At 60.3% G+C, this 25,705-nt stretch carries 23 protein-coding genes and 1 pseudogene; 15 read left to right on the plus strand and 9 right to left on the minus strand.

Going from position 1 to position 25,705, the window contains the following annotated elements; genetic code table 11:
* Nucleotides 1–18: 18 nt before the first annotated feature.
* Genes HKK54_RS06530 through HKK54_RS06550 form a run of 5 tightly spaced genes read left to right on the plus strand, consistent with a single transcriptional unit; the run spans nucleotide 19 to nucleotide 5,554 of the window.
* Nucleotides 19–1,269, plus strand: a complete 1,251-nt coding sequence (locus HKK54_RS06530; protein WP_169386407.1) for a hypothetical protein — start codon at nucleotides 19–21, stop codon at nucleotides 1,267–1,269.
* Nucleotides 1,266–3,218: a hypothetical protein gene (locus HKK54_RS06535; RefSeq protein ID WP_169386408.1), complete on the plus strand. Its 1,953-nt coding sequence runs from the start codon at nucleotides 1,266–1,268 to the stop codon at nucleotides 3,216–3,218. The genes HKK54_RS06530 and HKK54_RS06535 overlap by 4 nt, the downstream gene beginning before the upstream one ends.
* A 10-nt stretch (nucleotides 3,219–3,228) precedes the next feature.
* Entirely contained in the window at nucleotides 3,229–3,873 is a 645-nt protein-coding gene (locus HKK54_RS06540; RefSeq protein WP_169386409.1) for an OmpA/MotB family protein, read from the plus strand.
* A gap of 44 nt (nucleotides 3,874–3,917) precedes the next feature.
* Nucleotides 3,918–4,658, plus strand: coding sequence for a DUF3944 domain-containing protein (locus HKK54_RS06545; RefSeq protein ID WP_102369978.1), 741 nt, complete (start codon nucleotides 3,918–3,920; stop codon nucleotides 4,656–4,658).
* Nucleotides 4,658–5,554, plus strand: a complete 897-nt coding sequence (locus HKK54_RS06550; protein WP_169386410.1) for a hypothetical protein — start codon at nucleotides 4,658–4,660, stop codon at nucleotides 5,552–5,554. Before HKK54_RS06545 ends, HKK54_RS06550 begins: the two co-directional genes overlap by 1 nt.
* Nucleotides 5,555–5,605: 51 nt before the next feature.
* On the opposite strand, the gene HKK54_RS06555 is transcribed toward HKK54_RS06550, so the two are convergent.
* A complete protein-coding gene (locus tag HKK54_RS06555; RefSeq protein WP_102369980.1) occupies nucleotides 5,606–5,839 on the minus strand; it encodes a hypothetical protein in 234 nt (77 codons plus the stop codon).
* 122 nt (nucleotides 5,840–5,961) lie between these two features.
* Here HKK54_RS06555 and HKK54_RS06560 point away from each other — a divergent pair, with 122 nt between their 5' ends.
* The 10 genes and pseudogenes from HKK54_RS06560 to HKK54_RS06605 all read left to right on the plus strand — a co-directional run bounded on the left by HKK54_RS06560 (nucleotide 5,962) and on the right by HKK54_RS06605 (nucleotide 19,817).
* A complete protein-coding gene (locus tag HKK54_RS06560) occupies nucleotides 5,962–6,834 on the plus strand; it encodes a WYL domain-containing protein (protein WP_010174717.1) in 873 nt (290 codons plus the stop codon).
* Nucleotides 6,835–7,038: 204 nt separating this feature from the next.
* Nucleotides 7,039–11,646, plus strand: a complete 4,608-nt coding sequence (locus tag HKK54_RS06565; protein ID WP_169386411.1) for an RHS repeat-associated core domain-containing protein — start codon at nucleotides 7,039–7,041, stop codon at nucleotides 11,644–11,646.
* A complete protein-coding gene (locus HKK54_RS06570; RefSeq protein WP_169386412.1) occupies nucleotides 11,643–12,032 on the plus strand; it encodes a hypothetical protein in 390 nt (129 codons plus the stop codon). Before HKK54_RS06565 ends, HKK54_RS06570 begins: the two co-directional genes overlap by 4 nt.
* Before the next feature lie 226 nt (nucleotides 12,033–12,258).
* Nucleotides 12,259–12,405, plus strand: a pseudogene (locus HKK54_RS33950) (sigma factor-like helix-turn-helix DNA-binding protein); the annotation flags it as partial.
* Nucleotides 12,402–13,334 carry a FecR family protein gene (locus tag HKK54_RS06580; protein WP_169386414.1) on the plus strand — a complete coding sequence of 311 codons (933 nt, stop codon included), beginning with the start codon at nucleotides 12,402–12,404 and terminating at the stop codon, nucleotides 13,332–13,334. The pseudogene HKK54_RS33950 and the gene HKK54_RS06580, both read left to right, overlap by 4 nt.
* Before the next feature lie 89 nt (nucleotides 13,335–13,423).
* The gene (locus HKK54_RS06585; RefSeq protein WP_169389256.1) at nucleotides 13,424–14,563 is read left to right on the plus strand and encodes a Fic family protein; all 1,140 of its coding nucleotides are present in this window, start codon (nucleotides 13,424–13,426) and stop codon (nucleotides 14,561–14,563) included.
* Between the two features lie 88 nt (nucleotides 14,564–14,651).
* The gene (locus HKK54_RS06590; protein ID WP_010174693.1) at nucleotides 14,652–14,894 is read left to right on the plus strand and encodes an exodeoxyribonuclease VII small subunit; all 243 of its coding nucleotides are present in this window, start codon (nucleotides 14,652–14,654) and stop codon (nucleotides 14,892–14,894) included.
* A complete protein-coding gene (gene ispA / locus HKK54_RS06595; protein WP_010174691.1) occupies nucleotides 14,891–15,778 on the plus strand; it encodes a (2E,6E)-farnesyl diphosphate synthase in 888 nt (295 codons plus the stop codon). Before HKK54_RS06590 ends, ispA begins: the two co-directional genes overlap by 4 nt.
* Nucleotides 15,779–15,888: 110 nt before the next feature.
* Nucleotides 15,889–17,787 carry a 1-deoxy-D-xylulose-5-phosphate synthase gene (gene dxs / locus HKK54_RS06600; protein ID WP_010174689.1) on the plus strand — a complete coding sequence of 633 codons (1,899 nt, stop codon included), beginning with the start codon at nucleotides 15,889–15,891 and terminating at the stop codon, nucleotides 17,785–17,787.
* A 134-nt stretch (nucleotides 17,788–17,921) separates the two neighbouring features.
* Nucleotides 17,922–19,817, plus strand: coding sequence for a TonB-dependent receptor domain-containing protein (locus HKK54_RS06605; RefSeq protein WP_169386415.1), 1,896 nt, complete (start codon nucleotides 17,922–17,924; stop codon nucleotides 19,815–19,817).
* A 107-nt stretch (nucleotides 19,818–19,924) separates the two neighbouring features.
* On the opposite strand, the gene HKK54_RS06610 is transcribed toward HKK54_RS06605, so the two are convergent.
* The 8 genes from HKK54_RS06610 to HKK54_RS06645 all read right to left on the minus strand — a co-directional run bounded on the left by HKK54_RS06610 (nucleotide 19,925) and on the right by HKK54_RS06645 (nucleotide 25,690).
* Nucleotides 19,925–20,722 (minus strand): cobalamin-binding protein, encoded by a 798-nt coding sequence (locus HKK54_RS06610; RefSeq protein ID WP_169386416.1) that lies wholly within the window; start codon nucleotides 20,720–20,722, stop codon nucleotides 19,925–19,927.
* Entirely contained in the window at nucleotides 20,722–21,141 is a 420-nt protein-coding gene (locus HKK54_RS06615) for a nuclear FMR1 interacting 1 family protein (RefSeq protein WP_010174683.1), read from the minus strand. The genes HKK54_RS06610 and HKK54_RS06615 overlap by 1 nt, the downstream gene beginning before the upstream one ends.
* Nucleotides 21,138–21,755 carry a GTP cyclohydrolase II gene (gene ribA / locus HKK54_RS06620; protein ID WP_010174681.1) on the minus strand — a complete coding sequence of 206 codons (618 nt, stop codon included), beginning with the start codon at nucleotides 21,753–21,755 and terminating at the stop codon, nucleotides 21,138–21,140. The genes HKK54_RS06615 and ribA overlap by 4 nt, the downstream gene beginning before the upstream one ends.
* Before the next feature lie 128 nt (nucleotides 21,756–21,883).
* Entirely contained in the window at nucleotides 21,884–22,837 is a 954-nt protein-coding gene (thiL, locus tag HKK54_RS06625; RefSeq protein WP_169386417.1) for a thiamine-phosphate kinase, read from the minus strand.
* 18 nt (nucleotides 22,838–22,855) lie between these two features.
* On the minus strand, nucleotides 22,856–23,356 hold the full coding sequence (gene nusB, locus HKK54_RS06630) for a transcription antitermination factor NusB (RefSeq protein WP_010174665.1): 501 nt from the start codon (nucleotides 23,354–23,356) through the stop codon (nucleotides 22,856–22,858).
* Complete coding sequence (gene ribH, locus HKK54_RS06635; protein ID WP_003209986.1) at nucleotides 23,353–23,829, minus strand: 6,7-dimethyl-8-ribityllumazine synthase; 477 nt, start codon at nucleotides 23,827–23,829, stop codon at nucleotides 23,353–23,355. Before ribH ends, nusB begins: the two co-directional genes overlap by 4 nt.
* Before the next feature lie 90 nt (nucleotides 23,830–23,919).
* A complete protein-coding gene (gene ribBA, locus HKK54_RS06640; RefSeq protein WP_169386418.1) occupies nucleotides 23,920–25,011 on the minus strand; it encodes a bifunctional 3,4-dihydroxy-2-butanone-4-phosphate synthase/GTP cyclohydrolase II in 1,092 nt (363 codons plus the stop codon).
* A 16-nt stretch (nucleotides 25,012–25,027) separates the two neighbouring features.
* Nucleotides 25,028–25,690, minus strand: a complete 663-nt coding sequence (locus tag HKK54_RS06645) for a riboflavin synthase (protein WP_010174663.1) — start codon at nucleotides 25,688–25,690, stop codon at nucleotides 25,028–25,030.
* Nucleotides 25,691–25,705: the final 15 nt, after the last annotated feature.

Consider the following 25,705-nt stretch of genomic DNA (forward strand, 5'->3'; position numbering starts at 1 on the left):
TTAATAATGAGCAACGTCATGGGATTTCTTTCAAAAGTGTGGGGCGGCATCAAAAAAGTTGCCTCGTCGGCCTGGGAAAAAACTAAAGAGGTCGCCAGCAAAGCGATTGGCTTGATGGCAGAAAAGGCTGAGACGTTTGTCGGGACGGTCAAAAGCGTCTGGCAGAAAGTGAAGCCCTTTATTGAAAAGGTCGTACAGCCGGCTCTGAAGCTCGCTGTGCAATGGACTTCGGCCGCGTTGCCCGCCTTTCCTTGGGTCGCCGGAGCCATCGCGGCCTTCGACAAAGCGCTGGATGCCTTGGTGGCCTGGGACAAGACCTCCATGGCGAAAAAACTCGATGCCGCCATCCACTGGGTCATTCAGAGAGCCAAGGACCTGCACGACATAAACCTCAGTAAAGAAGAAATGGCCACCGCGGCGGAACACGAAGAAACCTTCCGCGAGGCCCGCAGCGAGGTGCGTGGCGATGCCGCCAAGGCCATCGACCTCGCCAGCCTGATTACCAGCTATGCGCAGCTCCACACGCGTATCACCCACGTCATGGAAAACAACAACATTGAGGACTTTGAGCACTACCTGCGCTTGCGTGCCGCGCAAAAGTTGCTCAAGGACACCGAAAAACGCCTGATGCTGGCGCAAGACATCCACGTTATCAATGCCGACGACCTGTTCCTGATGGAGATAGGCGCCGAGCTGCTGAAGAAGACCCCGAGCATCAGCGACACCGACACCCAACGCCTGGACGAAGTCATCTACGCGCGCTTCCAGCAGAAGTTGATCCCGTTCGTGTTCGAAGAAATGATCATGGCCTGGGGCTGCAACCTGGACACCATGGAACAGGAATGGAAAGCCCACAGCCAAGCCATCGCCAAGGACCAGGTACTGCTGCGTCGCCTGGAAATCGGCCAGCGCCTGTCTGAACTGGATGCTGAAGAGGCCACCATACTGGCCGACCTGCAGGCCAAAGTGCCGGCCCTCAAAGCCCAGATGGACAGCAAGCGCAAACGCGCCAACGAAATGCGCAGCTACGTGTTTGCCGCTGAAGGTTTCCTGCAAATGCTGGAGAAAAATCCCGAGGATTTCGCCGACAAGGAATACCTGCTCGAAGACAGCAGCGCTGCCGGGATGATCATCATCGAGTGTGCCCAACACGGCAAACAATGGGAGGAGCTCAGCGAGTCCGAGCAGTTCCTGATCATCGACTTCGCCAATATCTTTGAGGAAGCCAGTCGCGCCCGGGCTGCCAGGCTAGTCGAGGTGGTGGCGTGAAGTTCGACGAAATCATCGCGTTCCTGATCCCAGGAAACGACCCTATCCAGCTGTTTTTTGGCGGCCTGTTTCTGATCCTGATCGCCGCGACGCTGATCGGCGTATGGCGTGGCGCTACCTCCGAGTCCTGGGAAAAGCGGTGGAACGGCAACGGTCAAGTCGATGACTTGGACGTGGAACACGGTTCGGTCAATGAGATCAGTGCTGCCGTGGCCAGCCCCGGCGAAAAACTCGCGGACATCATGCCTGGTATCCTGCTGATTCTGGGGCTGCTCGGTACGTTCCTCGGCTTGGGTATCGCCCTGAACAAGGCCTCGACCATCCTGCTCGAAGCCAATGCAGGGGGCGGCATGGACAATGCCATGGCTAACCTGATGGGCATGATGGAAGGCCTGGGCACCAAGTTCAAAACATCCACCTGGGGCATCATGGCCTTCCTGCTGCTCAAGGCATGGTCGGCTCGCAACGGGTACGAAGAGCGGCGCCTGCGTTGGTGTGTCGGCAAGATGAAAGCCGCCTTCGACTTTAGCCGCCTGGCTCAACAGCAGGAACGCCAGCAAACCCAATATGCACTGATCGAGGCCTTGGGCAGAATTGACCAGACACTGGTCAGCCAAGGACAAGCGAATCACGCGCTGCTTGAAACCCAATGCACGCTGAACAAGCATTCTGGTGCCATCCAGGTTGCCACTCACAAGGCTGTCCAGGCATTGCAGCAGGCCTTGGCGCCCGAGATGCAGGCCCTCAACGCCAGCAATGCCCAGGCTCGTGATGCACTGCAAGAGACGCTCACTCACCTGCAGCAACACGGCGTCAAGCTGGGGGCGACCCACTCGGCCATCCATGACCTGCAACAAACCCTGTTACCTGAAGTGCAGACGCTTAACACCAGCAATAACCAGGCACGCGACGCCCTGCTGGAAACCGTCACGCATCTACAACAACAAGGCGTCACGCTGCACGCGACCCACTCCGCCATCCAGGACCTGCAGCAAGCCCTGCTGCCCGAAGTTCAGACCCTCAACAACCACACCGAGCAAGCCCTGGACGCTTTGCGCGACACCGCCAGCACTCAGCAACAGAACAACGAAGGGCAGAAACAACAGCTCAAGGCCGCCCATGCCGCGCAAAAAAGCCTGGAGCATATGGAGGCCAATATCAGCAACCTGGCAGCGATTTCCGAGGCGGCCACGCAGATGGCCGGTGCTGCCAGCGACGTGGGCCTGTCAGCCAAGGAACTGCAGTCAGCTATCGGTGGTTTCAAGGATGGTGTTGCCGATGTACTGGGCAGTATCAAGCAAGACTTGGGCAGTACCATCGGCCAGATGGGAGACAGTTTCACAGACAACATGGCCACTATGTCCGCGACCATGGCCAACGCCACCGGCGGTATTTCAACAGCTGTCACCAACCTGTCCAGTAGTGTCGGCCAGACGATGGACAAGATACAGAAGTCCAACGAAGACTCGATGGCAATCCAGAAGAATGCCCAAATCGAATTCCTGGGGACCAGCGAAAACCTGAACATAAACATTGGGAGCATGACCGACCTGGTCGGGGACCTGCGTGAACGCATTGTCTCTGGCCTCAAGGCCGTGTCGGAAAGTAGTCGGGGTATGATCGCCGTCAACTCTAAATTCCAGGACGTCACTGAAAAAGCCGCCCGTAGCGCCGTCGCAATCGAGGAACTCGTCGCTGAACTGCAAAAGCTCCAACACGCCAGCCCCTTGCAACCCGTGATGGATACCGTCGCCGGCCGGGTCGAGATGATCGGGCATAGCCTGCAGCGCCTGGACGAGCACCTGCTCGCGCTCAAGTCGGCTGCCGACGACGAGCGACAGTTACACGCGATTGGCCAATTGCAGGGCCCGCTGCAACGGATTGTAGAGCGGCTTGAAAACCCCGCCCAGCGCCTCGAGCCCTTGAGTCTAAGTGCCGAAGAGGCATGAAGGTTTCATCATGAAAGACAAACCAAATGAATGGGTGTCCATCGCTGACCTGATGGCCGGAGTCATGGCCGTGGTCATGTTGCTGCTGGTGATGTCGGTGCTGCAAAAGACCTACTCCGACCTCAAGCACAAGCAGGAGATGGAAAAAAGCAGCACTTCACAACGCGAAATGGTTGGCGCGATTCTCAGCCAACTCAAGGCCTCGCTGGAGACCAGTGATAACGACGGGTTGGTCGTGCTGGACATCAACGCGCAGAAGATGACCCTGCGCGACGGTATTTTCGGCCGCGGGAGCGCCTGCGTCACGGACGAGGCCAAACTGGCATTCGCCAGCATCGAGGCGCGTATCGCTGACTTCCTGGCCACCTTCAGCAGCGGGAAAGTGTACGTCGAAGGCCATACCGACAACTTGCCCGTATCACGCCCAGTGACCAACTTCGAAGCGTTTTGCACGGTATACGACGATAACTTCACCCTGTCCGCCGCCCGCGCCCGAGAGGCGCGCAAGTTGATCATCGGTGACCTAGACACGGCCAGTGCCAAACGCGTGGTGGTGGCCGGCTACGGCGACTCCCAGCCCATTCCCGGCATCGCCCCCGAGGACGCCCAACAACGGCGCATCGAAGTGCGCTGGGTGATTCAGGAGGATCGCTAGGCAGGCGCTCTCCCACTTTTCATTACAGACAAAGGATTACAGCAATGGGTATCACCTACCGACCGGATGATGACCTGGCGTTTCTCCAGTACTGCACAGAAGACGACATCCGCCAACTGGCCAAGTACCTGATGTTCGATAACGACGGCGAAAAACGCGTGGCCAGCGAGATTGCCGACGACCCGCAATTCAAACAGCTTGAGGGGCAACCGGACCAATGGCGTCAATGCTGGAAGTTGGTCGCCGGTGAGCTGCAGCATTTTGCCGGCGACTCCATCGTCAACCTGTTCCGCCGCCAGGGTGTTTTGTACCGGGAAATGCTCAGCGACGTCTGCGACAAGGCAAAAGCCAAATACGACAGTAAAGCGTCGGCCTATGACATTGAAAACACGCTGATCGAACGGCTGGTCGCACAGTCCTGGGACAGCATGTCCGATGCTGAAAAACGCAAGGCCATGGAATCGATGAACCTTCCAGACGCCATTGATTCGATGCCGATAGTGGCCATCATCAAGGCGATCAGCTCAGGCGGTAAAGGCTCGTTCGAGTGGTCGGCGTGGCTCGCGAGCTCCGCGCGCCAGTTCTTCGGCAGTGCTGCTGCCATGGGCGCGGGCGGCGCCGCTGCGTTGATAGGCGGGCGTGCCGTGGCCGCTTTCGCAGGGCCGGTCGCGGCGTTGGCCATCACCATTCCTATGTTCAGCGGCGCCGCCTACCGAGTCACGATTCCGGCGGTTATCCAGATCGCCTATATGCGTCGAAAATACGAAAAAGAGGACCGTTTCTAATGCAAGCCGCCGCCGACCTGCTGCAAAAAATCTGGGTGCTCGATGAGTCCGCCTTCTCCAAAAAACTGCTGGATGCGCTGGCACAGGGCAAGGCCGTCATCCATGACGGAGTGGCCTACTGGAAAGCAGGCAGCGGCGAGACCGGCATCATCCAGCACTTGCCGTTCAAGGAGACGCTGATCAAGTCTGCTGAAGAGGCGATCAAAGCCGCACAAATGACCACGGTCCTGGCTACGGCCGCCTCGACGTGCGTGATCTTGGGCGCCCTGATCATCCAGACCAAATACCTGGCCGCCAAACTCGATAAGATCCAGAGCACTGTCGACGAAATCTCCAAAGACCTGCACTCGCAAAACATCATCTACTACATGGACAAGGTCACCGACTACATCGGCGCCATAGAGGTCGCCCGTACGCTGTTGAAAGATCGCAGCTTGGCCCATGAAATCAAGGAAGTGGCCCACCCGCTCCTGGCCACGGCAGCCGCCAAGCGCAACCACGCATTGTCGTTCATCGATAACATTCTGAACCTTGCGCACAACAGCAACGAGCTGACCAACAAGCACTATGAGCTGGTGGTCAACTTCGCTCACATGATGCTGGAAATCATGCCGCTGGGCATGCACACCGAGTATCTGCTGGCTGCTCGTGTCGGCAAACCGCAATTGGCACAACAAATTCTGGAGGATGGTTCCGAACGCTATCTAGGTGCTATTGGTCTCTATAAAGGCTTCCTCAATGACCAACATCGCCAACTGGTCCGCGGCAGCATCGGCGATAAAGCTGAAACCTTCCACCGTATTGAACACCGAGCCAAACAGCTGATCGACTCGGAAGAGAACCGGCTGCTACTGTCGCTGCCCAGCGGTCGCATGGCGGTGCTCCAGGCTGCTTAATGTGGCTCCAACCCTGATCGCTTGCCCGCAAGCGATCAGGCATGTATAGCCTCACGTGACCTCAAGCCTTCCCCGCAGCTCGGCCACCCGCGCCCTTTCCGCCCGCAACGCCCGCTTCAACTCACGATTCTCCATCTCCCGGATCTTCGCCCAGCGTGTCGCGGTGCGACAGCCCATCACAAACTTCCAGATCTCCCGCAGCCGCAGATACTGCATCAACAGCACCAGCAGAATCACACCGATCAACACCAACGCACCTGTCGAAATCAACTCCGACATACCCATGTCCTTTTTCCTTTTTTTAGCTCCGAGCAATCCCGAAGACAGCCACACGATATGTAGCCTTTGATTACAGGTCCATACTGTGGACAGATACAGGTAAAGTAATGGCACACATGGGAGGGGTCATGAAACGCAAGCAATCCATTGAGCAAGTACGCTGGGACCTGGCACTTCGCTATCGCCTGATCGAGACCGTCGCCTGGTGGGAAGGGCGCCTGACCACGGGGCACTTGATCCAGAGCTTCGGCATCAGCCGGCAGCAGGCCTCGAAGGACATCAACACGTACATCAACGAGCATGCGCCCCGAAACTTGACATATGACAAGCAGCTCAAGGGCTATGTCCCGAGCAAACTGTTCAAGCCGAGGTTTATCGACGACAGCGCCAGCGCCTATTTGCACCTGCTGTACCAGAACAATGAACGAGCGCCGCATATTGAAGGGCTGGCGTTGGCCTATGCCCATACCAAGGTGCTGGAGGTGCCTGACCGCAGCATTCGGCCACAGATTTTGCGCCCGCTGCTCAAGGCCTGCCGCGAAGGGCTGCGCCTGGAAACCGAGTACGTTTCCCTGGCCAACCCGGAGCCGGAGATTCGCCTGATTGCGCCTCATACCCTGGTGTACACCGGCATGCGCTGGCATGTGCGGGCCTACTGCGAGAAGAATCGCAAGTACCGCGACTTCGTACTCAGCCGGCTGAGGGGTGAGCCGGAGTTACTGGATAAGTCAGAAAACCTGATCAGCGAGGACACGGTGTGGGAGACCGCCGTGGACCTGGTGATTGCCCCGGACCAACGATTATCACCCACCCAGCGGGCGATCATCGAGACCGACTTCGGCATGGTCGACGGACAGTTGGTAATCCCCAGTCGTCAGGCGTTGGTGAAATATGTTTTGCAGCGTTATCAGATCGATCCGAAGAATCTGGACCCTAAACCCGAAGCCCAGCAGATCGTGGTGAAGAACCTGCAAGAGCTGAAACCTTGGCTGTACGATTGATCGATACGGGTTCCTCTCGGCGCAAGGCCGAGGGGATCGCTGTGGTCAATGAGCTGAATCGCTGTTCTACGTAGTGCCGGGCACCAGCTCGGCACGGAAAAAATCTCCCTCCTCGTAAGCCCAATCTGATTTTCCCGACCACTCGTCCAGCCCCTATTTTGCTGTCGCAGACTCCGACGCCTCCCCTTTGCAGAGACGTCACGGATGACTGCTTCTTCGTCCCACATTGCCCATATCGAACACGAACTGGATGGCTTTCATCAGAGCCTGGCGGTGTATCGCCAGCAGGTGGGCGCCTGGTATTCGCAGGCACTGGACAAGGTCAGCCATGGGGCAGATTTGCCGTCGTTGCTGGGGATGGATCGAATCATTCGGGTGGGAGATTCGAGCAAATCGGTGAGCATGACCGATGACCATTTCTCGACGGTGGTGCGCTGTGAGCTCGGCGGCGTACTGGAGATCGAGAGCAAGTTCGAGTCGGTGTATGACGTGCCGCTGGGAGGTATTCCGGTTGAGGTGATTGGGCTGGATGACGGCAGCTCTACCGTCGTCATGCTCGATGAACAGGGGAAAGGCTCTCACCCCTGTGTGGCCGGCAAACGTTATCGGGTGCGGGTGCAGGGTGGGGTTTCGCAGGAGCAGGTCGAGGCGCTGTTTTCGTCTTACGACGGTTTGACCGCTGACCTGGAAAGCTGGCTTCGCAAGCAATGGGACGGTTTCAGACCGCATTGGGAAAGGTCCACTTCAAGCGCGATTGGCACTGGCGTGCTGGTGGGAAGTTGGGCAGCAATTACTGGCGTGTGGGACGCCATCAAGCAGGTGCAGGAGATCTTCAAGGATCCGGGCAAGCTGTTTGAAAGCCTGGGAGCCAAAGCCAGCGAACTGATGGAGTTGGCCCGCACTGCGCCAAAGGTGATGGAACAGGCGATGTTGCTGGCCAGTGATGAGGCGGCGCTGTACCTGATGCTGCGCACGGCGATGATTTGGCTGTCGGCGTTGCCACCAAGTGAGATCGCCGGCAGTACCGCCGAGGCGGTGGCCGGGATTGTGGTGTCGTTGCTGATCGATTTGTTGGTGGCGGCTTTGCTGACGGTTGTTTTGCCGGCGGCGGGTATCGCCTATTTGAGTTCGCGTGCGCTCAGGTATGGCACCCGGATTGTTGAGGCGGCCATTCGGTTTGTGAAGGGCATATTCAGTGTTCTTCAGAGCTTTATGGGAGCAGTGGGACGGTACAAGACAGTAGCGGTTCGGGGCGCTGTTGATGGGTTGAAAAAGGGTGGTGTGCAGATGCGCTGGGGGCCGCGTCAGAACACCGTGGTTCGGGAGAAAGCGCATGTCGATGATGCGCCCTCCTCTGCCAAGAACCCCGGCGGCGATGCAGCCGCTCCCGCAGACAAGACCGCAACCAATGGCTGCCCGGTATCGATGGTTACCGGTGAGGAACTGCTGACGCTTACGGATGGCTCGTTGGAGGGCGTGCTGCCGTTTGCCTGGACGCGGTTGTATCGCAGCAGTGCGGTGGAAGTGGATTGCGGGTTGGGGTTTGGCTGGAGTCATGCGCTGGCTCAGCGGTTGGTGGTTAGCGGCGAGTTGGTGATCTGGACCGACCATGAAAACCGCAGTACGACCTTTCCCCTTCCCTCTGCTACGCGGCCAGCCATCACCAATAGCCTGGCGGAAGCCGCGATTTATCTGGGCGCTTTGCCTGATGAATGGGTACTGGCTCAAACCTCCCTTTTCTATCACTTCCGCGACGGTGTGCTGACGTCGATCAGCGACGCGTACGACAACCGGCTGCGCATTTCCCGCGATTATTCCGGGCGGATTCAGCGGATCGATAACCACGTCGGCCAGGGATTGCTGCTGCGGTATGACCGTGGACATATCGTTGCCGTCGACTATCAGGTGCAGCGGGAACTGGACTGGGTTACCGAGCAGAACGTTGTTTCCTACCGGTACGACGATGCCTGGCGGTTGATTGAAGCGACCAACGCGGTAGGCGAAAGCGAGCGTTATCGGTACGACGATCAGCAGGTGATCCTGGAACGGCAACTGGCCGGTGGGGCAAGTTTCTTCTGGGAGTGGGAACGGTCCGGTAAATCTGCAAGGTGTATCCGCCACTGGGCCAGCTTTTCCCAAATGGACACGCGGTACGCCTGGGACGACAACGGCACTGTCACCGTCCACAACGCCGATGGCAGCCAGGAAGTCTACGTCCACGACCAGCGCGCACGGCTGGTGCAACGGATTGATCCGGACGGCGCGGAGCACTTCAAATCCTACGATGACAAAGGCCGGCTGACAGTCGAGCAGGATCCGCTCGGCGCGGTGACGGCGTATCAATACGACGAAGCCGGTCGGTTGATTGCGCTGTTTCCCGGTGACGATGCGCCCACGTCCTACGAGCATGACAACGGTTTCGTCCGAGTTGTACGCCGTGGCGATGCAGTGTGGAAATATCAGCGCAACGACCAGGGCGATATCACCCGCAAGACCGATCCGGACGGCAACTACACCGAATACACCTACACCAAACACGGAAAACTCTCCGGCGTCTGGCACCCGGACAACAGCAGCCAGCGCTTTATCTGGAATGAGCGTGGCCAGCTCACCGAAGAGAAATTGGCGAATGGCGGTGTGCGGCGCTATCGCTATGACGACCTTGGGCGGCAGGTAGCCTGCGAGGATGAGCACGGTGCGCTGACCCAGTATCAGTGGGACGCCGTAGGGCGTTTGCTGAAGGTGATTCAGCCGGGCGGTGCCTCTCGCGAATTCAGCTACAACCCGTACGGAAAAATCACCGCCGAGCGCGACGAACTGGGGCGGGTTACTCGCTACGAATATGCCGACGGCCTGCACCTGATCAGCCGCCGCATCAACCCCGACGGCACACAGCTCAAATACCGTTACGACAATGCCCGGTTGTTACTGACCGAGATTGAAAACGAAGTCGGCGAAACCTATCAGCTCGACTACCACGCCAACGGCCTGATCCAGCAGGAGACCGGCTTTGATGGCCGCCGCACGGCTTATGTCTACGACCTCGCCGGGCATCTGCTGGAAAAGACCGAGTACGGCGACGATGGCAGTCAGCTGGTTACCGGTTATCAGCGAGACAGCGCCGGTCGCCTTGTACGAAAAACCCTGCCCGACCGCAGCGTTGTCGGATACGCCTATGACCGCCTCGGCAACCTCCTCAGCGTCGACGACGGCCATTGGCCGCTGCACTACGAATACGACCTGCAAAACCGCCTCACCGCTGAACACCAGGGCTGGGGCACCCTGCGCTACCGCTACGACGAATGCGGGCAACTCAACTACCTGCGCCTGCCCGACAACAACCGCCTCGCCTTCCATCACGACAAAGGTGGCGACCTTGCCACCATCGAGCTGAATGGCAACCCGCTCACCTCACACCTGTTCAAATCCGGCCGCGAACACCAGCGCCAGCAGGGCCAGCTTCTCAGCCACTACCACTACGACGACCAGGGCCGCCTGCATGCCCATGCCATTACCCAACAGGAACAGCGCCATCAGCGCCGCCAATACGACTATGACAAACGCGGCAACCTCACCCGCATCCTCGACACCCGCAAAGGCCAGCACGACTACCACTACGACCCACTCGACCGCCTGACCCGCGCCAACCACTCGCAAGACCTGCAGGAACGCTTCTTCCACGACCCGGCGGGCAACCTGCTGATGCAAGACCGCGTCGGGCCGAGCGTAGTCAAAGGCAACCGCCTGCTGATGCAAGGCGATCGTCATTACGACTATGACGCCTTCGGCAATCTCCTACGGGAACGGCGGGGCCGCGACCAGCAGTTAGTTACCGAATACCGCTACGACTGCCAGCATCGCCTGATCGGCGTCATCCAACCCGACGGCAGCCAGGCCAGCTATCGCTATGACCCGTTTGGACGGCGGATCACCAAAACCCTCGACGGCCAGACCACCGAGTTTTTCTGGCAAGGCGACATGTTGGTCGCCGAGCACAGCGCCGATCACCACCAAAGCTATATCTACGAACCCAACAGCTTCCGCCCGTTAGCGCTGCTGAAAGGCTACGGCCCGGAAGCAGCAGAACCCTTCCACTACCAACTCGACCACCTCGGCACGCCACAAGAACTCACCGCCCCCGACGGCGAAATCGTCTGGTCCGCGCACTACCGCGCCTACGGCCAAATCGCGAAGCTGGACGTCAATACCGTCACCAACCCGCTGCGCTTCCAGGGCCAATATTTCGACCCGGAAAGCGGGCTGCACTACAACCGTCATCGCTACTACAATCCGGATATTGGTCGCTATCTGACGCCTGATCCGGTGAAACTGGCGGGTGGGCTGAACGGATACCAGTACGTGCCCAACCCGACGGGGTGGGTAGACCCGTTGGGATTAGCATGTACACCTACAGACTGCCCACAGGCAGCTGGCGGGACATGGAAATTTAACTCTGATGTAGATATTGATTGGAGAACAGAAAAGGGGAATCCCTATCAGCAAATGCATAAAGCACTGGACGAGGGATTTCAAAAAACTGGCATATCAAAAGACGACTACACCGTGACCAAGTGGGGAAAAGATCAACACGGTAAGTCATGGCCGACAGAGTGGAGGGTATTAAGAGGAGCAAACAAAGGAGCAGAAGTGAACATCGACGATCCATCGCTGGTCCCATCGAATAAAGGTCCAGCCGCACCACACGTTGGTTACCAGACCGCAGGAAAAAGAAGCGGTGGCGGAGCCGTAAGAGGGCATATATTGCTTGAGCTAACTCCTGTTAGCCGTTCAAAAATCGGTACATCTCAATGAATTATCTAGAAGAAGAAATTGATGAAGCCTTAATTACCCTGGGTATAGAGGGCAGGAAGCTGAACGCTAGCCAGCTTAGTTCACTGATCACATCTCTTAGCGAGAGCTTTTTCAGAGCTAAACAAAAGACACTTGACCCCAATGATCTCAATGTAAAAACCGAACAGCACAATCCGAATTTTTGGAAAGAGATACAAGACCTGATTCATAGTGACAGGCTAATTTTAATTGTTTTCGATTCAGCCCACAGGGCGTGGGAGATAGGTAACGCCAAAAGCCTTGCTCTTATTTTATCTGAGACCACGGGCTATCCTTTCTGGATAACTGATCGAGACCTAACGTTCTTAGTCCACATGGATGACCACGACTGCATAAGCTGGGCCTAGACTGCTTCTGAGAAGCATCAATGGCTATGTGGCGCTGCCATACCCTTCTTGCGACAAATTCTCATCCCCTCTACCATCCCCACCTCAACCACTCCCCCAAAAGCGCCGCCCCGCCATGCCCGACTCCCCTGGCAACCGCAACCTCGGCCCGCTCTACCGCCGTCATCGCAGCGAACTCCTCGCCTCCTCATCCGCCGGGTAAACTGCCGCGAAACCGCCTACTCGCGAAGTGTTTCTGCTGGCTCGGGTTGAGCAATTGAGCTACAAGGAGATTGCCGTCCGTCTGAATATTGATGCCCGGGCGGTGGAACCACATTTGAACAAGGCCATGGCCCATTGCATCGCAACCCCGCAAGCCACCGAGTCCCGATGAACGATCAGCCAACCCCTTCGCCGTCCGAACGTGACCAGCAAGCCCTGGACTGGTTTACCCGCCTGCGTGGGGAAAACGTGACGTTTCAGGAGCTCAATACGTTTGCGCAGTGGCGCGAAGACCCGCTGAATGCCCACGCCTACCAAAACGCGGAAACGCTATGGCAGTTGCTGGATCGCCCCACCCGGGCAGTACGCAAACCAGATCGCCGGCGTCCGATCTCCCGACGCCGAACCTACGCCACCGCTGCCTGCCTGATACTCGCCGCCGGCGCGATATGGCTGGGAACCCCGCCGATCAGCAGTTGGGGCAGTGACTACACCACCCGCACCGGGCAACAACAGGACATCACCCTGGCCGACGGCTCACACCTGCATCTGGACAGCGACAGCGCGCTCGATATCGACCTCACCTCCGATGAACGCCGGGTAAATCTGCGAAGAGGCCGTGTGTATCTGCAAGTCAGCCACGACAGTCGACCCTTTATTGTGCAAGCCGGCGGCACTCGGATTCGGGCGTTGGGCACCGAGTTTTCCGTCGCGCATAACGACAAGTCGGACGAGGTCATTCTGCTGCTTGGCAGTGTGGAAGTGGCCGCCGCCGGACAACATCAAGTGCTGCAGCCGGGCGAACAGTTGCGCGTGGTGAGCGGGCAAGTTCAAGCCCCCCAAGCCGTCGACGCCGAACGCCTGCTGGCCTGGCGAGACGGCCAGCTACGTGTGCGGGACGCACCATTGCGCGAGGTGCTTGAGGAGTTGGTGCGCTATCAAGGCGGCCATGTGATCTGGCTCGACGATAAAGTCGGGCAACGCACCATCAACGCCAGCTTCAACCTGAATCAAGTCGACAGTGCCTTGGACGCCCTGATCAGCAGCCAGAACCTGCGCACCACTGCCCTCACCCACCGAGTGTTGATCGTGCGCGGCTGACTGGACGATGAGCCGAATAGCTTGCACAATCGGCTCACCAAATGAGCCGAATAAGCCTTCTATTCGGCTCACCCACCGAGCACACCGCCATGGATCACCCGAACCGGATCTGGCAACAACCTGACTGGCCGCACTTTCACTGGCAACCGGAGCGCCTCGCACCAGTGTTGCGCGAGTGCACGCAGGCGCAAGGAAAGTTGCTGGGTATGCTCGGTTCGGTCAGCCAGGCGCAGAGTTCGGAGAATGAACTGGATGCCTTGCTGCAAAATATCCTGACCTCCTCGGCAATCGAGGGTGAGCAACTCAACGTCGGCTCGGTACGATCTTCCCTGGCCCGTCGCCTGGGCCTTCAGCAATTGCAGGATGGCTCCGTGAGCCGGCGCAGCGAGGGCCTGGCGGACTTGATGGTGGACGCCACACAACAGTTTGCTCAGCCGTTTACCCTAACCCGTCTATTTAACTGGCATCGATGGTTATTTCCCGCCGAGGAAGCCCGCTTTTCCACGCACGCCTTGAACGTAGGCGCGCTAAGGGGCGATGAGCCGATGCAGGTTGTGTCGGGACGACTGGACCGACCCACTGTGCATTTCGAGGCGCCACCTCGCCAAGGGCTGGCGCAGTCGCTGGGCGATTTCATCGAATGGTTTGAAGCCAGCCGGAATCATGCGGCCCTCGACCCATTGCTGCGCGCAGGCCTCGCGCATTTCTGGTTCGTCACACTGCATCCCTTCGATGATGGTAACGGTCGTCTGACGCGGGCGATTACTGACCTCGCGCTCGCCCAGGCAGAGAACCAGGCGATCCGCTTCTACGCGATGTCGGCGAGCATCCTTGAAGACCGGGCGGGCTATTACCGCGCACTGGAAACCAGTCAAAAAGCCACGCTGGATGTCACCGGTTGGCTTGAGTGGTTCCTGCAAACCCTGCTTCGTAGCCTGCAGCAGGCCATGGCGCGAATTGACCGGGTGCTGGGCAAAAGTCGCTTCTGGCAACGGCATCGGGACCACGCACTAAGCGCTGAACAGACCAAAGTCTTGAATCGCCTGCTCGACGGCGGCGACAAGGGCTTTGAGCACGGGATCAGCGCCGCCCAGTATCAGGCCGTGGCCAAAGTGTCCAAGGCCACGGCGACTCGACATCTGGCCGACCTTCTGGAAAAAAACTGCCTGGTTCGGTTACCCGGCGGCGGCCGTAGTACCCGTTACCAAATCAATACCCAAGGTGACTGATTTACAAGGCAATCCCGCCCACTCATTTGCCCCAATCCCCCATGTCTGCTAGTGTCGCGCCGGTTTACCGTCTACCGGAATAGCCGCCATGGCCCGCAAAAAAGTTGCACTCGATTTCGAACAATCCCTCGCCGACCTGCAAGCTCTGGTCGAGCGTATGGAGAACGGCGAGTTGTCGCTGGAAGACTCGTTGACCGCATTCGAGCAAGGCATCGGCCTGACCCGCGACTGCCAGAGCGCCCTGGCGCAGGCGGAGCAGAAGGTCCAGGTGTTGCTGGAACGCGACGGGGAGCTGGCGGAAGAACCTTTCGATGCGGAACAGCCTGAATGATCGACGCTTATCAGGCCGGCAGCCAGGCCCGGGTCAATGCTGCGCTGGAACCACTGTTTGTTGCGCCTACCCCTGAATTGGCCCGCCTGTATGAGGCCATGCGCTATAGCGTGATGAACGGCGGCAAGCGCGTGCGCCCGTTGCTCGCCTATGCGGCCTGTGAAGCCCTCGGCGCTCAGGCGGAGGAAGCCAACGGCGCCGCCTGTGCGGTGGAGCTGATTCACGCTTATTCCCTGGTGCACGACGATTTGCCGGCGATGGACGACGACGATCTGCGTCGCGGCCAGCCCACCACTCATAAAGCCTTCGATGAAGCCTGCGCGATTCTCGCCGGTGACGGCCTGCAAAGCCTGGCGTTCAGCGCTCTGCTGGACCCGCGCCTGAGCAGCGTCAACGCCGAGATCCGCTTGCGCATGGTCACCGCGCTGGCCTTGGCGGCAGGCCCGGCCGGGATGGTCGGCGGCCAGGCGATTGACTTGGGTTCGGTCGGTTTGAAGCTCGATCAGCAAGCCCTGGAATACATGCACCGCCACAAGACCGGCGCGCTGATCGAGGCCGCCGTGCACCTGGGCGCCCTCGCCAGTGGCCGTGCCGAAGCGGCGCAACTGGCGGCCTTGCAGACCTACGCGCGGGCCATCGGCCTGGCGTTCCAGGTGCAGGACGATATTCTCGACGTTGAAAGCGATACCGCGACCCTCGGCAAACGCCAGGGTGCCGATATCGCACGGGACAAGCCGACTTATCCTTCGCTGCTCGGCCTGGAAGCCGCCAAGGCCTACGCCCTGGAGCTGCGGGACCAGGCACTCGATGCCCTGCGACCTTTCGACGCGGCTGCCGAGCCACTGCGTGACCTGGCGCGGTATATCGTCGAACGCCGCCACTGACAGCACCGGCCTTTTCCACCGCATATCAGCCAAGTTCGGCGCTCTGCGTGGGCAGTTTGCGATGCTTGAGGTAAACTGCCGCCTCTTCTATACCTATAACGATTCGCCTGATGCCCACGACGTTCCAAGAGATTCCCCGCAAGCGCCCGGCCACGCCCCTGCTGGACCGTGCCAACACGCCAGCCGGCCTGCGCCGCCTGGGTGAAGCCGAGCTGGAAACCCTGGCCGATGAGTTGCGCCTGGAATTGCTCTACACGGTCGGCCAGACCGGTGGGCATTTCGGTGCCGGCCTGGGCGTCATCGAGCTGACCATTGCGCTGCATTACGTGTTCGACACCCCGGACGACCGGCTGGTGTGGGACGTGGGTCATCAGGCCTATCCGCACAAGATCCTCACCGGACGCCGCGAGCGCATGGCCACCCTGCGCCAGAAGGACGGCATCGCCGCCTTCCCGCGCCGCTCCGAGAGCGAGTACGACACCTTTGGCGTCGGCCACTCCAGCACCTCCATCAGCGCAGCGCTGGGCATGGCCATTGCCGCCCGCCTGCAGAACAGCGATCGCAAGGCGATTGCGGTGATCGGTGATGGCGCGTTGACCGCCGGCATGGCCTTCGAGGCGCTGAACCATGCGCCGGAAGTGGACGCCAACATGCTGGTGATCCTCAACGACAACGACATGTCGATTTCGCGCAATGTCGGTGGCCTGTCGAATTACCTGGCAAAAATCCTCTCCAGCCGCACTTACGCCAGCATGCGTGAAGGCAGCAAGAAGGTGCTCTCGCGTCTGCCCGGCGCGTGGGAAATTGCCCGTCGTACCGAAGAATATGCCAAGGGCATGCTGGTTCCCGGCACCCTGTTCGAAGAGCTGGGCTGGAACTACATCGGCCCGATCGACGGCCACGACTTGCCGACCCTGATTGCCACCCTGCGCAACATGCGTGACCTCAAGGGCCCGCAGTTCCTGCACATCGTCACCAAGAAAGGCAAAGGCTTCGCCCCGGCGGAAGTTGACCCGATTGGTTACCACGCGATCACCAAGCTTGAACCGCTGAACGCCCCGGCCGCCGCGCCGAAGAAGCCCAGCGGGCCAAAGTATTCCGGTGTGTTTGGCGAATGGCTGTGCGACATGGCCGCCGCCGACCCGCGCCTGGTGGGCATCACCCCGGCGATGAAGGAAGGTTCCGACCTGGTGGCGTTCAGCGAGCGTTTCCCGCTGCGCTATTTCGACGTAGCCATCGCAGAACAGCACGCGGTGACCTTCGCCGCCGGTATGGCCTGTGAAGGCGCCAAGCCGGTGGTAGCGATCTATTCCACGTTCTTGCAACGCGGTTATGACCAATTGATTCATGACGTCGCGGTGCAAAACCTCGACGTGTTGTTCGCCATCGACCGTGCCGGCCTGGTGGGCGAAGACGGCCCGACCCACGCCGGCAGCTTCGACCTGTCGTACTTGCGTTGCATCCCCGGCATGCTGGTGATGACCCCGAGTGACGAGAACGAACTGCGCAAGATGCTCAGCACCGGCCACCTGTACAACGGCCCGGCGGCTGTGCGTTACCCGCGCGGCAACGGCCCGAATGCGGTGATCGAGAAAGACCTTGAGCCTATCGAAATCGGCAAGGGCATTGTCCGTCGCCAGGGCAGCGGCGTTGCCTTGCTGGTGTTCGGCGTGCAACTGGCCGAAGCCTTGAAAGTGGCCGAGAAGATCGACGCCACCGTGGTGGACATGCGTTTCGTCAAACCGCTGGACGAAGCCCTGGTGCGCGAGATCGCTGGCAGTCATGAACTGCTGGTGACCGTCGAAGAAAACGCCATCATGGGCGGTGCCGGTGCGGCAGTCAGTGAGTTCCTGGCGCGGGAGAACATCCTCAAGTCGGTGCTGCACCTGGGCTTGCCGGATGTGTATGTCGAGCACGCCAAGCCTGCGCAGATGCTGGCCGAATGCGGGCTGGATGAAGCGGGGATTGAAGCTTCGGTTCGTCAGCGCATGGCACTCTTGAACCTGTAAACAACAATCAAATGTGGGAGCTGGCTTGCCTGCGATAGCATCACCTCGGTGTTACTGACAAACCGAGGTGCCTGCATCGCAGGCAAGCCAGCTCCCACATTGGTTTTGTATTGGCTTAACGCTACGGACAGCCCATGAATCGCCTGCGCTTTGCCCTGCCCCTTCTTCTGCTCCCCGCCACCGACCTGCTCGCCGACAGCTTTGAACGCGACGACGCCCTGAAGCTGCCCGACGTGGTGATCAGCGCCAACCGCCAGGTCCAGGCGCGCAACGATAGCAGTGCCGCCAACACCGTCTTCACCCGCGACGACATCGACCGCCTGCAGCCCACCAGCGTGAGCGACCTGCTCAGCCGCGTGCCCGGTGTGCAGGTGGCGCAAAGCGGAGGGCGCGGCAGCCAGACGAACGTCTACATTCGCGGCACTTCGACCGCCCAGAGTCTGGTGCTGGTGGACGGCCAGCGCATCAGCAGTTCCACCAGCGGCACCAGCAACCTGCAATACCTGAATATCCAGCAGGTTGAGCGCGTGGAAGTGCTGCGCGGTTCGCGCTCGGTGATCTACGGCAGCGATGCCATTGGCGGGGTGATCCAGATCTTTACCCGGCGCAATACCGAGCCTGGCGTACAACCCCGGCTGCATGTGGGATTCGGCAGCAACCAGACGTGGGAACGCAGCCTCGGCCTGTCCGGCGGCGACGAACAAACCCGCTTCAACCTGGGCGCCAGCCTGGATGACACGGCCGGGATCGATCGCACGCACACCTCCTACCCCAGCGATCGCGACCATGATGCCTATCGCAATCAGGCTATCAGTTTCAGCCTGAGCCATGCCTTCAACGATGACCTGGAAGCAGGCGTGAACGTGTTGGATAACCGCGGCAAAAGCGAATTCGATAGCCCGTTCGGCCGCTTTGATACGACGACCTACCAAAGCTTCCAGCAGCAGCCCTACACCGACTTCACCGTGAGCAGCGTCAGCAGCTATATCGACGCCCTCATCAATGACGTGTGGAAGTCTCGGCTGGAAGCAGGCCACAGCGAAAACCGCGAAAAGACCCTGGACAAGCTCAGCACCGAACGCAGCGTGTTCAACACCTACCGCAATTCGCTGAACTGGCAGAACGACCTGACGCTGAACGACCAGAACAGCCTGATCCTGGGTGGCGACTGGTACGAGGACCAGGTCAACAGCAGCGCCCACCTGAATGAAGACAGTCGCTGGAACCGCGCTGCGTTTATCCAGCACCGCTTCCAGGCGCAATCCTTCTCCACCGAACTGGGCCTGCGCCGCGACGATAACCAGCAATTTGGCGGCCACAACAGCTGGAGCGGCACGTTCACGCTGCCGCTGAACCCGGACAATGATCTGTTGCTGAGCTACAGCGAGGGCTTCCGGGCGCCGACGTTCAATGACCTTTACTACCCGGACGACAGCTACGGGATAAACAGCAACCCGAACCTGAAACCCGAAACCTCGAAAAGCTACGAAGTGCAGTGGCGCAGCCAGCTCAGCGACACCAGCCGACTCGAAGCCTCGCTGTACCGCACCGACATTCAGGACGCGATCGTGTTCGCCAGCGGCGGTCCACAAAACGTCAGCTCAGCACGCATCAACGGCTTCGAAGCGGCGCTCAAGCAAGAGCTGTTCGGTTGGCAAAGCAGCCTGGGCATCGCCCTGATCGACCCACGGGACCGCGACACCGGGCGCACATTGGCGCGTCGAGCAAGGCGCACCGTGAGCCTGGACCTGGATCGCCAATTCGACCGGTTCAGCGTCGGCGCCAGTTGGCAGGCGGTGAGCAGCAGCTACGACGATCCGGCGAACCAGCAACGCCTGGGCGGGTATGGCTTGCTCGGTCTACGGAGCAGTTGGGCGGTGAATCACGAAATCACCCTGGAAATGAAGCTCGATAACCTGCTGAACAAGGGCTACAGCCGGGCGCTGTATCAGTACCAAGGCCAGCAATATGGCTATCGGGAAGAAGGCCGGGCGTTGATGTTCGGGGTGACCTGGACGCCAGAACTCTAAGTCGTCTGCACCGGCCCCATCGCGGGCAAGCCCGGCTCCCACATTTGACCGCGTCGCATGAATGAACTCGGTCAAATGTGGGAGCTGGCTTGCCTGCGATAGCGGTCTCACAGCCCCGGCGCAATCACCTGACACAACCGCGCCACCGCCTCCAGCATCTGCCCGCTGGGCCGTTCCAGGCCCTTGTCCGGCACCACCAGCAAACGCCCGGCAGCCACAGCTGCCACTTGGGGCCAGGCCTTCCAGGCATCCAGTTGCGCTTGATCGCCCGCCAGAATCACCTCGGGATTGCGCTGCAACACTGACTCGATGCTGACCTGCGGCGCCGGCAGCTTGAGATCATCGAACACATTGCGCGCCCCGCACACACCCAACGCATCGCTGATGATCTGCCCGCCGCCCACGGTGTACAGCGGCTGGTTCCACACCTGATAAAACACTCGCAACGGCTCGGCCCGGTGATAGCGCGAGCGCAACTCGGCCAAGCGCTGACGCAACTGCGCGGCCAGTTGCCGGCCGGCGTCAGCCCGCCCGAGTTGCCGGGCAATGGTTTCGACTTGTGAAGTGAGTTGTTCGAGGCTGTGGGGTTCGGCGACAAACACCGGGATGTTCAGGCGTTGAAGCTGTTCACGCTGGGCCGGGCCGACGCCGCCGGGCCACAGCAGGATCAAATCCGGGTTGAGGCTGAGCAGGCGCTCCATGTCCAACTGCCCGTAATTCCCAACCGACGGCACCTTCGCCAACGCCTGTGGCCGCTCGCCGCCATCCAGTACGCCCACCAGCAAATCGGCGGCACCCAGTTCAACGACGATTTCAGACAACGACGGTGCAAGGCTCACAACCCGCTCAACCGCCACAGCCTGGGCCGCGACCACCAGCAGCCACACCGCCAGCCAGGCGCGCATCAACCCAACTGACGCGGGATGCGATAGAGGTAGAACAGCACCAGGGTCGACAGCGCCAGCAGAAACAGCGGCACCGCCTCCAGCCCGACAAACACCGCCAGCGCGCCGACCCAGGCCGGCAGCGCGGCCACCAGCAACGCCACGCGGCGACGGGCCGCGAGGGTGATCCAGGCAGCCGGTTCTTCGGGGGTATCGAGGGCTTTTTCGGTGGCGATCAGCGCGTGTTTATAGCCATGGAAGTAACGCAGGCTGACAAACATCGAGGCCACGCCGGCGATAAAAAACGGCATCGCCAGCACTGGCAGCAAGGGCTCGGCCTTGCCAAACACCAGGTTGACCACAAACAACGGCGCCAGCGCCAACGCCAGGTATTGCCACCAGTTAAACGACAGTCGCCGCTTGACCTGGCCGCGCGTCACGCCCGGTCGGCCTCGCCCTGGTGCTCGTTGCCCATCATGTGGTCGAGCTTGCTGGCCTTGGTGGCCAGGTAGAGTTTGTTGTGCGGGTTGTGGCCGGTGTGCAGCGGCACGCGCTCGGCGACGGTGATACCCATGTCGGTCAAGGCTTTGACCTTGCGTGGGTTGTTGGTCATCAGGCGCAGGGATTTGACCCCCAGGTGCTGAAGCATCGGCAGGCAGATCGCGTAATCGCGCTGGTCGGCAGCGAAGCCCAGGCGCTCGTTGGCTTCGACGGTGTCGGCCCCGCCATCTTGCAGCTCATAAGCGCGGATCTTGTTCAGCAGGCCAATGCCACGGCCTTCCTGACGCAGGTACAACAACACGCCACGGCCTTCGCGGGCGATGGCCTGCAAGGCGGCTTCCAGTTGCGAACCGCAGTCACAACGCTGGCTGAACAGGGCATCGCCGGTCAGGCATTCGGAGTGCACGCGGCCGAGGACCGGGGCGCCGTCCGCCACGTCACCGAGGCTGAGAACAACGTGTTCGCGCCCGGTGGCTTCTTCAAGAAAGCCATTCATGGTGAACGTGGCAAAAGGGGTTGGCAGCTTGGAAGCGGCGACGAAAACGACGGGCACCTTGTGCTCCTGATTTCAGATTTCACAGGGGAGGGATTGTAACAGTAGGTTCCTACAGACGCTTAAGCTGAATTATCGCTGATAAAGATCAATAGGTTCGATTGGCCTTCAGCTTGGTTCTATGCCTTTCAGAAATGTTGATAGCCACGAATGGCTGGCGTGATGTCCTGACCAGACGCATCCAGCAGGGTAACGCCCTGCCCCGCCTCGACCCGGCCGATCACATGCACTGGCACACCGGCAGCCAACAACGGCGCCAGTTCGGCGGGCGGCAAGGTGAACGCCAGTACGTAGTCGTCCCCCCCGCTCAACGCGGCCACCCGGGCATCCGCCTCGCCGACGAACGCCAGCAAGGCGGCCGACAACGGCAGTTTTTGCTGTTCGATCAACAAGCTGACAGCCGACGCCTTGGCGATATGCCCGCAATCGGCCAAAAGGCCGTCGGAAATATCCATCGCGGACGTGGCCTTGCCCCGCAGCGCCAAGCCCAGCGCCAACTGCGGTTGCGGCGACCAGTAATGGGCCAGCAGCGGCTCGGCGATAGCCGCCTCTGCCGTGCGCTGCCCCAGCACCAGCGGCAATGCGCCCGCTGCGTTACCCAGTTCACCGCCCACACACAGCACGTCGCCAGGCTGCGCGCCGCTGCGGGTCAAGGCCTGGCCCGCCGGCACCCGCCCAAACACGGTCATGGTCAGGCTCAGGGGCCCACGGGTGGTGTCGCCGCCTACCAGAACCACACCGCAACCCTGGGCCATGGCATTCAAACCCTGGGCATAGCGTTGCAGCCAATCGGCATCAACCGTCGGGGTGGTCAGGGCAAGGGTAAACGCGAGGGGGTTGGCGCCCATCGCCGCCAGATCGCTGACTGCCACGGCCAGCGAGCGCTGGCCGAGCAGAAACGGGTCGCAGGGGTCGGCAAAGTGCACGCCGGCCACCAGGGTATCGGTAGAAATCGCCAGCTGCTCCCCGGGAGGAACCGCCAGCAGGGCGCAGTCATCGCCAATCCCCAGTGCAATACCTTCGCCGCCCTGCGCACAGGGCGCGGCGGCGAAGTAGTTGCGGATCAGCTCAAACTCGCCCATTGCGTCAGCAAGCGCCGGTTAGCGCTTGTACGCCTTCACTTCGGCTTCACGCAGGCGCGGGGCCAGCTTGTCGAGCACGCCGTTGACGAACTTGTGACCGTCGGTGGAACCGTAGACTTTCGCCAGTTCGATCCCTTCGTTGATCACCACGCGGTACGGTACGTCGACGCGCTTGAGCAGCTCCCAGGTGGACAGGCGCAGTACGGCCAGTTCAACCGGGTCCAGCTCTTCGATCGCCAGGTCCAGGCACGGCGTCAGTGCAGCGTCGATCTCTGGCAGGTTGGCCGGAACGCCGTGCAGGATGTCGTGGAAGTAGCTGGCATCGGCCATGCTGAAATCGTTGTCGACGCGAAACTGCGCCTCGATTTCGTTCAGCGAGGTTTTGGCCATGTGGCGCTGGTACAGCGCCTGGGTCGCGAGCTGGCGGGCCGCACGACGCTTTTCGCTTTTCGATGGCTTGCCGGCGTCTGCTGGGCGCGGGTCCTGGGGGTTGAACTGATCGCTGTCGTCGCTAATCACTTGGCCTCCAACTGTGCCAGCAGGCTGACCATTTCCAGGGCGGACAGGGCAGCTTCAGCACCTTTGTTACCGGCCTTGGTGCCGGAACGTTCGATGGCTTGCTCGATGGAATCAACGGTCAGCACGCCAAAGGCGACCGGCACGCCGAACTCCATGGACACCTGGGCCAGGCCCTTGGTGCATTCGCCAGCCACGTATTCGAAGTGCGGAGTACCGCCACGAATGACCGCGCCCAGGGCGATGATCGCTGCGTATTCACCCTGCTGTGCAACTTTCTGCGCAACCAGTGGAATTTCGAAGGCGCCAGGAGCGCGGATGATAGTGATGTCGCTTTCGCTCACACCGTGGCGAACCAGGGCATCCACGGCACCGCTTACCAGGCTTTCAACCACGAAGCTGTTGAAGCGGCCAACCACCAGGGCATAGCGGCCTTTGGGGGCGATGAAGGTACCTTCGATGGTCTTCAGGGTCATTCGACAAATCTCTTAAAGAGCCGGGACGCGCTTAGTGCGCGCCCCTCAGTGATATTTGAACCGCGAACAAGGGGCAAACAACGCCGGCCTTTATTCGGAGGGCACGTATTCTACTACTTCCAGGTCGAAACCGGATATGGCATTAAATTTCATTGGCGCACTCATCAGGCGCATTTTGCGCACGCCCAGGTCCCGCAGGATCTGCGAACCGGCACCGACGATGCTGTAGGTGGTCGGTTTTTTCACCGGCGCGTGGTCGGCGGTTTCACGGATATGCGCCAGCAACACGTCGCCATCCAGCGGATGGCCCAGCAGCAACACCACACCGCTTCCGGCCTCGGACACCGCGGACATCGCGGCCCGCAGGCTCCAGCGCCCCGGTTGCTTGACCATCAGCAGGTCACGCAGCGGGTCCATGTTGTGCACCCGCACCAGGGTCGGCTCTTCAGCGCAGATGGTGCCCAGTGTCAGGGCCATGTGCACGTCGCCTTCCACGGAATCACGATAGGTCACCAGGTTGAACTGGCCCAGTTCGCTGTCCAGCGGCTGCTCGGCAATCCGCTGAACGGTACGTTCGTGGATCATCCGGTAGTGAATCAGGTCGGCAATGGTGCCGATTTTGATGTGGTGCAGCGCGGCAAACTCTTCCAGCTCGGCGCGACGGGACATGGTGCCGTCGTCGTTCATCACTTCGCAGATCACGCCGCTCGGCTCGAAACCGGCCATGCGTGCCAGGTCGCAGGCCGCTTCAGTGTGGCCGGCGCGGGCCAGGGTGCCACCCGGTTGGGCCATCAGCGGGAAGATGTGGCCGGGGCTGACGATATCTTCAGCCTTGGCGTCTTTCGCGGCGGCGGCTTGTACGGTGCGGGCGCGGTCAGCAGCGGAGATGCCGGTGGTCACACCGGTGGTGGCTTCGATGGACACGGTGAACTTGGTGCCAAACCCCGAACCATTGCGCGGTGCCATCAGCGGCAGCTTCAACAGCTCGCAGCGCTCGCGGCTCATCGGCATGCAGATCAGGCCACGGGCGTGCTTGGCCATGAAGTTGATGTGTTCCGGCTGGCAGCACTCGGCGGCCATGATCAGGTCGCCTTCATTCTCGCGGTCTTCGTCATCCATGAGGATGACCATCTTGCCTTGGCGGATGTCTTCAACCAGTTCTTCGATGCTGTTGAGCGCCACGCGGCACCCCCTTGGGTCAGGATTTAAGGTAGCCGTTAGCGGCTAAAAAACTTTCAGTGATGTTACTCCCGGTCGGCTCTGCGGCCTTATCGCCCAACAACAGGCGCTCCAGGTAACGGGCAAGCAAGTCCACTTCCAGGTTCACCCGGCGACCCGGCTGGTACGACGCCATGATGGTTTCGCTCAGGGTGTGGGGAATGATGGTCAGTTCAAATTCGGCGCCGTTCACGGCGTTCACGGTCAGGCTGGTGCCGTCGACGGTGATCGAGCCTTTGTGGGCGATGTACTTGGCCAGCTCTTTCGGTGCGCGGATACGGAATTCCACGGCACGCGCGTTTTCGCTGCGGGCGACGACTTCGCCCACCCCGTCAACGTGGCCGCTGACCAGGTGCCCGCCGAGACGGGTGGTCGGGGTCAGGGCTTTTTCCAGGTTCACCGGGCTGCCGCTCTTGAGGTCGTTCATCGCGGTGCAGTCCAGGGTTTCCCGGCTGACATCGGCGGCAAAGCCGTTGCCAGGCAACTCGATGACGGTCAGGCACACACCGCTGACGGCGATGCTGTCGCCCAGTTTGACGTCGCTCAGGTCGAGCTTGCCGGTTTCAACCAGCAGGCGTACGTCGCCACCTTTTGGGGTCATTGCACGGATGCTGCCGATGGATTCGATAATGCCGGTGAACATGCCGTTCTCCTGAAG

The organism is Pseudomonas sp. ADAK13 (assembly GCF_012935715.1).
Lineage (GTDB): Bacteria > Pseudomonadota > Gammaproteobacteria > Pseudomonadales > Pseudomonadaceae > Aquipseudomonas.